At 73.1% G+C, this 7134-nt stretch carries 5 protein-coding genes and 1 pseudogene; 1 reads left to right on the top strand and 5 read right to left on the bottom strand.

Features of this window, described 5'->3' with window-relative positions:
* The 5 genes and pseudogenes from KBX53_RS16775 to pdhA all read right to left on the bottom strand — a co-directional run.
* Positions 1 to 1263, bottom strand: a pseudogene (locus KBX53_RS16775) (hypothetical protein); the annotation flags it as partial.
* A gap of 344 nt (positions 1264 to 1607) precedes the next feature.
* Positions 1608 to 1745 (bottom strand): hypothetical protein, encoded by a 138-nt coding sequence (locus KBX53_RS16770; RefSeq protein ID WP_165435866.1) that lies wholly within the window; start codon positions 1743 to 1745, stop codon positions 1608 to 1610.
* A 218-nt stretch (positions 1746 to 1963) separates the two neighbouring features.
* Positions 1964 to 3409 (bottom strand): dihydrolipoamide acetyltransferase family protein, encoded by a 1446-nt coding sequence (locus tag KBX53_RS16765; RefSeq protein ID WP_210860252.1) that lies wholly within the window; start codon positions 3407 to 3409, stop codon positions 1964 to 1966.
* 5 nt (positions 3410 to 3414) lie between these two features.
* Positions 3415 to 4404, bottom strand: coding sequence for an alpha-ketoacid dehydrogenase subunit beta (locus tag KBX53_RS16760; RefSeq protein WP_030332070.1), 990 nt, complete (start codon positions 4402 to 4404; stop codon positions 3415 to 3417).
* Positions 4404 to 5579: a pyruvate dehydrogenase (acetyl-transferring) E1 component subunit alpha gene (pdhA, locus tag KBX53_RS16755; protein ID WP_030332072.1), complete on the bottom strand. Its 1176-nt coding sequence runs from the start codon at positions 5577 to 5579 to the stop codon at positions 4404 to 4406. The genes KBX53_RS16760 and pdhA overlap by 1 nt, the downstream gene beginning before the upstream one ends.
* Before the next feature lie 545 nt (positions 5580 to 6124).
* On the opposite strand from pdhA, the gene KBX53_RS16750 reads away from it, so the two are divergent.
* Positions 6125 to 7033 carry a hypothetical protein gene (locus tag KBX53_RS16750; RefSeq protein WP_210860251.1) on the top strand — a complete coding sequence of 303 codons (909 nt, stop codon included), beginning with the start codon at positions 6125 to 6127 and terminating at the stop codon, positions 7031 to 7033.
* The last annotated feature ends 101 nt before the right edge of the window (positions 7034 to 7134 follow it).

Raw genomic sequence — 7134 nt, 5'->3', positions numbered from 1 at the left:
GGCCTGGGCGGAAGCCTCGGCCTCCGCGCGGCCCCACACCTCACCGGGCGCCCACGGTTCGACCTCCGCCACAGCGCCGGAGTTGCCCTGCGCGGCGTTGTCCGGGCTGGCGGCCCAGTTGGGTGCGCCGCCGCTGGTGGGCACGCTGGCGCTGGCCCGGGCGGGCAGGTTGCTCGGCTCCGGCGGGGTCCACGCTGCCTGCTCCGGCCGCTCGGTCGGCTGCTCGGGCTGGGACAGCACCCAGTCGGGCTGTTGCGGGCGGCTCTCGGCACCGCCCCAGGCGGCCGGCTGCCCGGGGGTCGGCTGCGCGGGCTGGTCCTGCCGCGCGTCGTTGCCGTCGTTCCACGCTGCGGGCTGCGCCTGCTGCTGCGCGGCCCACCCGCCGGAGTTGGCCGGGTCGTCCTGGGCGGGCCAGGTCGTCGTCGGGGCCGGGACCTGGGCGGCGCCACGGGCCGCGTTCGGCTGGGCGGCCTGACCCCAGCCGGGGGCGGGCTGCTCGGTTGCTTCGGCGGGCTGGCCCCAGGCCGGTGGCGACTGCTCGGCCGGCGTCCACACCGGCTGGTCGTCCCGGGCGCCGCCAGCGGGCCAGCCGCCGTTGCCGGTGGCCTGTTCCTGCTGAGCGCCGCCGGGCCAGGCGGCGGACTGCGGTGCGTCGGACTGGGTGGACTCGGCCCCGCGCCAGTCGGCGGCGGGCGGGTTGGTCTGCTGCGCCGCGCCACCCCAGCCGGCGGCCGGGTCCTCCTGGGCGGGCCAGGCGGCGGTGGCCGGCGGAACCTGTGCGGCGCCCCGCGCGGCCGGCTGGACCTGCACCCAGTCCGGTTGCTCGGCGGGGGCGCTCGGGGTCCAGGTCGGCGCGGGCGAGCTCTGCTCGGCGGGCGTCCAACCCTGCTGCTGCGCCGCCCAGGGGTCGGGCTGCGCCGGAGCCGGGGCACCGTCGTTGCCGGGCCACGCACCGGGCTGCTGCTGCGGCGGTTCGCTCCCGCCACCGCCAGCGGCCCAGGCGGGCTGTGCCGGGTCGTTGGACTGTGGAGCAGCGGCGGCACCCCAGGCGGGGGCCGGTGGCTGCTCGGGCTGGGTCGCCCATGCCGGCGCCGACGGGTTGGGCCGTGTCGGGGGCGGGGGTGCCCAGCCCAGGTCGGGGCCGGCGGCGTTCTGGCCGTTGTCCGGCTGCGCCGGGCGGTCGCCGTACGGCGCCGGTCCGCCGGCGCCCGGTGACACCTCGTCCGGCTCTTGGCCGGAACGGTGCGGGCCCTCGGACGTCATGGGTGCGCCTCCTCCATCACATGTCGGCTCGCCGGTGCCGATCGGTCTCCTCGGCGTGGCTGCCGGCGTCACCGGCGTACCGCTGTGCCGGCTCCCCGCACGGTATCGGGTGGTGGCACGACACGTCCAAGGAGCACTGGCCGTCACTCACCGTGGCCGGTTGGTGTCGAGCAGCTTCTGTCGGCTCGGCCTCTGCCGGGTCGGCGGGCGGCGACCGAAGCCCACCGTACCGGGCGCTGCGGCAGGGCGGAATCCCGGTGGTGGGTGGCGGCTGAACGCCGATGGCCCACCCGGTGGGCCGGGTGGGCCATCGATCTGGAGGAGGTGAGGAATGTCGTGGAGCGTCAGCTCATGTGACGCTGGGCGATGACGAGGATCTCCTCGCGGACCGCCGGCGAGTTCGCCGAGCGCAGCGCGTGCTCGATGGCACGGGCGCGGCGGGTGGCGTCGCGGTGGTTGCGGATTCGCTCGATCATGCTCATTGGTGGGTCCCCCTAGCTATTCGGTTGTCAGCCCCTGATGCATCTATTCAACAGCAGAAGCCGGTAAAATTCCATCGATTATTAGGTGAGCTGAGACACCTGCCTAACAATCAAAGGTCAACGGGGCTCCTGGCCGACGTTTCCGTCGCCCAACGGACACGGCCGGTGTGCCGGGCGTTAACCCGTGGCACACCGGCCGTGGCTGGTGACGCGAACGATCAGGTCCAGGCGAGCAGCGCCGCCTCCGGATCAGTGAGGAAGTCGCCGACGTCCCGCAGGAACTTCGAACCCAGCTCACCGTCGATGATCCGGTGATCGAAGCTCAACCCCAACGTGGTGACCTGGCGAACCTTGACCTTGCCCTTGTGCACCCAGGGCATCTCCCGCACCGCGCCGAACGCCAGGATCGCGGACTCACCCGGCGGCAGGATCGGTGTGCCGGTGTCCACCCCGAACACGCCGACGTTGGTGATGGTCAGGGTGCCGCCGGACATGGCCGCCGGCGAGGTACGGCCGGACTTCGCCGTCTGCACCAGATCGGTCAGCGCGTCCGCCAACTCCCGCAGCGAGAGTCGGCCGGCGTCCTTGACGTTCGGCACGATCAGACCGCGCTCGATGGCTGCCGCGATGCCGAGGTTGACGTACTCCTTGACCACGATCTCGTCGCCCGCCCAGGTCGAGTTGACCATCGGGTGCCGTTGCACAGCGAGCAGCACCGCCTTCGCCACCAGCAGCAGCGGCGAGACCCGTACGTCGCGCCACTCCCGCCGGCCGCGCAGCCGGTCCAGCGCCTTCATCGCCCGGGTCACGTCGACGGTCAGGAACTCCGTCACGTGCGGGGCGGTGAACGCCGAGCGGGACATGTTCTCGGCGGTCAGCTTGCGAACCCCCTTGACCGGGATGCGCTGCTCCCGGTCGGCGCCGAAGCTGGGCGCGGTCGTCGCCGCGATCGGCTCGGCAACGACGGTGGTCGCACCGTTCGCCGCCCGCTGCACGTCCTCCCGGGTGATCGAGCCGAGCGGCCCGGACCCGGTCAACGTGCCGAGGTCGACCCCGAGGTCCTTGGCGAGCTTGCGCACCGGCGGCTTGGCGAGCACGCCACCACCGGTCAGCGCGGCCTGCCCGTTGCGGGCCGGAGCCACCACCGGTGGTGCAGTCGGCGCAGCCGGTGCGGGAGCGGCCACGGCCTGCGCGGGAACCGCGCCCTTGCGGGGGCGGCGCTTCGCGGCGGTGGTACGCGGGCCGTAGCCGACCAGCACCGCCGTGCGACCACCAGGGGCCGCACCGCCGATCAGACCGGGCTCGACCATGCCCTCGGCCGGTGCCACCTCCACCGCCGCCAGCGAAGCCGCCGACGGGGTGGGCAGGTCACCGCTGGGCGTGGCAGTGGTCGACGGCGTCTCCAGCGGGCCGGCCCCCGGGTCGGTGTCGATCGCGATGATCGGCGTACCGACCTCGACAGTGCTGCCCTCCGGGTGGTGGATCGCCTGCACCTGCCCGGCCCACTTCGCCGGGATCTCCACCGCCGCCTTCGCGGTCTCCACCTCGACGATCGGCTGGTTCAGCTCGATGGTGTCGCCGACCTTGACCAACCAGGCCAGGATCTCGCCCTCGGTCAACCCCTCGCCCAGGTCGGGCAGGTTGAACGTCTTGATCCGGGACATGCCGCTCACCAGCCGAAGGTGCGGTCGACGGCGTCGAGCACCCGGTCGAGGTCGGGCAGGTACTCCTCCTCCACCCGGGCGGCCGGGTAGGGGGTGTCGAAGCCGGTCACCCGCAGCACCGGCGACTCCAGGGAGTAGAAGCACTCCTCGGTGATCCGCGCGGCCAACTCGGCGCCGAGGCCGATGTTGGACGGCGCCTCGTGCACCACTACCGCACGACCGGTGCGCTTCACCGACTCGTACGCCGCCCGCAGGTCCAGCGGCGAGAGCGAGCGCAGGTCGATGACCTCCAGCTCACGGCCGTCCTCGGCGGCGGCGGTCGCCGCGTCCAGGCAGGTCCGCACCATCGGGCCGTAGGCCAGCACGGTGGCGTCGGTGCCGGGCCGCACCACCCGGGCGGAGTGCAGGGGGTACGCGTCGGACAGCGGCGCGTCCAGGTCGACCTGGCCCTTCTCCCAGTAGCGCCGCTTGGGCTCCAGGAAGACGATCGGGTCGTCCGAGGCGATGGCCTGCTGGATCATCACGTACGCGTCCTGCGGGTTGGCGCAGGTCACCACCTTCAGGCCGGCGGTGTGCGCGAAGTACGCCTCCGGCGACTCGGAGTGGTGCTCGACCGCGCCGATGCCGCCACCGAACGGGATCCGGATGACCATCGGGATGTTGAGCTTGCCGCCCGAGCGGTAGTGCATCTTCGCCACCTGCGACACGATCTGGTCGTACGCGGGGTAGACGAAGCCGTCGAACTGGATCTCGCAGACCGGCCGGTAGCCGCGGATGGCCAGACCGACGGCGGTGCCGATGATGCCGGACTCGGCCAACGGGGTGTCGATGACCCGCTGGTCACCGAAGTCCTTCTGGAGCCCGTCGGTGATCCGGAAGACGCCGCCGAGCTTGCCGACGTCCTCGCCCATGATGATGACCTTGCTGTCGTTCTCCAGGGCGCGGCGCAGACCCGTGTTGAGGGCCTTACCGATGGTGAGCGTCTCCGTGGCCATCAGTGGGCGCTCCCCTCGAACGACTCCATGTAGCGGCTGAACTGCGCGCGCTGCTCGTCGAGCAGCGGAGACCCGTTGGGGTAGACGTGATCGAACATCGTCACCGGCTCCGGGTTCGGCATCTCGAGCACCCGCTCGCGCAGGTGCACCGACTCGCGGCGGGCCTGCTCGTCGACCTCGGCGAAGAAGCCGGCGTCGGCGATCTGCTGCTTCTCCAGGAAGGCCTTGACCCGGGCGATCGGGTCCTTGGCCTGCCATGCCTCGACCTCGCTGGCGATCCGGTAGCGGGTCGGGTCGTCGGAGGTGGTGTGCGCGCCCATCCGGTAGGTGTACGCCTCGATGAGGCTCGGCCCCTGCCCGAGCCGCGCGTTGTCCAGCGCGGTGCGGGTGACCGCGTACGAGGCCAGCACGTCGTTGCCGTCCACCCGTACGCCGGGGAAGCCGAAGCCGGCGGCCCGCTGGTAGAGCGGGACCCGGGTCTGCCGCTCCAGCGGCTCGGAGATCGCGTACTGGTTGTTCTGGCAGAAGAAGACCAGCGGCGCGTTGAACACGCTGGCCCAGACGAACGCCTCGTTCACGTCGCCCTGGCTGGTGGCGCCGTCGCCGAAGTAGGCGATCGCGGCCTCGCCGTCGTCGGTGCCGGTCTTGCCGTCGATGGTGATGCCCATCGCGTAGCCGGTGGCGTGCAGGGTCTGCGCGCCGATGACGATCGTGTACATGTTGAACTTGAACTCGTTCGGGTCCCAGCCGCCCTGGTCGACGCCGCGGAACAGGCCGAGCGGCATGATCGGGTCGATGCCCCGGCAGTAGAGGACGCCGTGCTCCCGGTAGGTCGGGAAGGCCATGTCCTGGGCACGCAGCGCCCGCCCGGAGCCGACCTGGGCGGCCTCCTGGCCGAGCAGGCTGGCCCAGAGGCCCAGCTCGCCCTGGCGCTGGAGAGCGGTCGCCTCGGCGTCCAGCTTCCGGACCAGCACCAGGTCACGGTAGAGCCCGCGGTACTCCTCGTCGGTGAAGTCGACGCGGTACTCGGTGCCGTCCGGCCCGGTGGCGCTGTCGATCCGCTCGCCGTCGGGGGTGAGTAGCTGCACCAGCGCGGGGTCGCCGGCCGTGCCCTTCCTGGAGCGGGGTGCGGCCCGCCTGCTGCGGGTGGTGCCCCCGGGGTCGCCCTTTGCCATCGGTCTCTCCCTGTCGTGTCTGCGTCGGCACCGGGGGGTCACCCGGCCACGCAACTCGTGCGCCTGCCCGGCTGCTGCCGGACCGGTTCCTGGCGGCCGCGCCTAGCCCCGGTGGGGGTTGCCGCACGGCGTGAACCGGGTTCTGGCCGAACCCGGATCGGGGAGCGCCGGCGCCGGGCCGCGCCTGCCGCGAGGGTGCGCGGAGGTCACGGCTGCGTTGCCGTCGTGCTCCATATTCGCAGAGCAGGTGAGCGCGCCCACAGTACGCCTGCCCCCGCATTCCGACCGACCCTGCTTTGACGCCGTTTGTCGCCATCGTGACGGCCCGCGTCTCCCAGGCGTTGCGGCATGAATCGTCACCGTTCGGCCAGCACCGCGTGTCGACACGCGGTGGAGGTTGGCTGACGGAGGGTGACTGCGCGAGGCTGATTCCCGCAGGATCGCGCCGATCGGGTGAATTGTCGGGTTTGACCCGACGGTTTCCGTCCGCGCCCGCCAAGGACCCGACGACCCGACGACGACGACCCGACGACAAGGAGTGTGCGGTGTACGAGCCAGGTGACGGTCCCGGCGCACCAGCACTTGGTCGGCACCGGTCGGCCGGCGGCTATCGCGGGGTGGTCGGCGTTCACCGTGCCCCCAGCGCCGGTGGCCCCACCCGCGGTTACCTGCTCACCGTCGCGCTGCTGGCCGGCACCGCGTCGATGCCCATCCTCGCCGCGATCAGCGCGGGCTCGGCCACCCCGGGCAGCACCGCCCTGCCGGACAGCAGCACCCCGTTCATCCCGACCCCTTCCGTCGGGCCGGTGGTGATCCCGCTGCCGATGGCCAGCCAACCGCCGCCTCCGCCGCTCGGCACGCCCAGCGTCGGCCCGACCAGCGGCTGGCTGACCGCCGCCCCACGACCTCCAGCGCACGGACCCGCCGCCGCCGATCCCGGGCCGGACCTGCGCACCAGCGCTCCGCCCGTCGCGCCGAAACCCACGCGAGGCACCTCGCCGCCCGTACCCCCGCCCGTCGCTCCGCCGCCCCACGACCCCGACCCGACCGACCCGCCGGACCCGGACCCCACCGACTCCACCGATCCGCCGGACCCGGACCCGGACCCGGACCCGACCGAGCCCACCACCGACCCAACCGATCCCACCGATCCGCCCGACCCGGACCCCACCGACCCTGGCCCGACCGGCTCGGCCGACCCCGATCCGACCCCGACACTGACGGTGGACCCGACGCCGGACCCGACACCCACGCCGACCGACGACGCGACCGCGACCGCCGTGCCGACCAGCACCCGGTCCGTGCCGGCCCCCACCCCCACGCCACCCGCAGTACCGACCCGCCGGCCCGGCCCGGCGAACCCGTCGCCGTCGGCCGTCGCCCCGACCCCCCACGTCAGTCCGGCTCCGCTGCCCGGACCGACACACCCCCTGGCTTCGCCGACGGTACGGTGACGATCAGGCTCGGCCCGTCCGGCGTCGGTGCTGATCGGCAACAGGCGCGTACCGGAGGGGGTGGCGTGGGCGGCGGTGCGGAACTCCGCCCGGTCACCACC

This window comes from Micromonospora sp. M51 (assembly GCF_018070305.1).
Classification (GTDB): domain Bacteria; phylum Actinomycetota; class Actinomycetes; order Mycobacteriales; family Micromonosporaceae; genus Micromonospora; species Micromonospora parva.
The sequence above is the reverse complement of the archived record's forward strand: the minus strand, read 5'-3'. Positions and strand labels throughout refer to the sequence as shown.

Coding starts and splice junctions, on each gene's coding strand:
- pdhA (WP_030332072.1), bottom strand. CDS start 5,579: ATGGCAAAGGGCGACCCCGGGGGCACCACCCGCAGCAGGCGGGCCGCA.
- KBX53_RS16760 (WP_030332070.1), bottom strand. CDS start 4,404: ATGGCCACGGAGACGCTCACCATCGGTAAGGCCCTCAACACGGGTCTG.
- KBX53_RS16765 (WP_210860252.1), bottom strand. CDS start 3,409: ATGTCCCGGATCAAGACGTTCAACCTGCCCGACCTGGGCGAGGGGTTG.
- KBX53_RS16770 (WP_165435866.1), bottom strand. CDS start 1,745: ATGAGCATGATCGAGCGAATCCGCAACCACCGCGACGCCACCCGCCGC.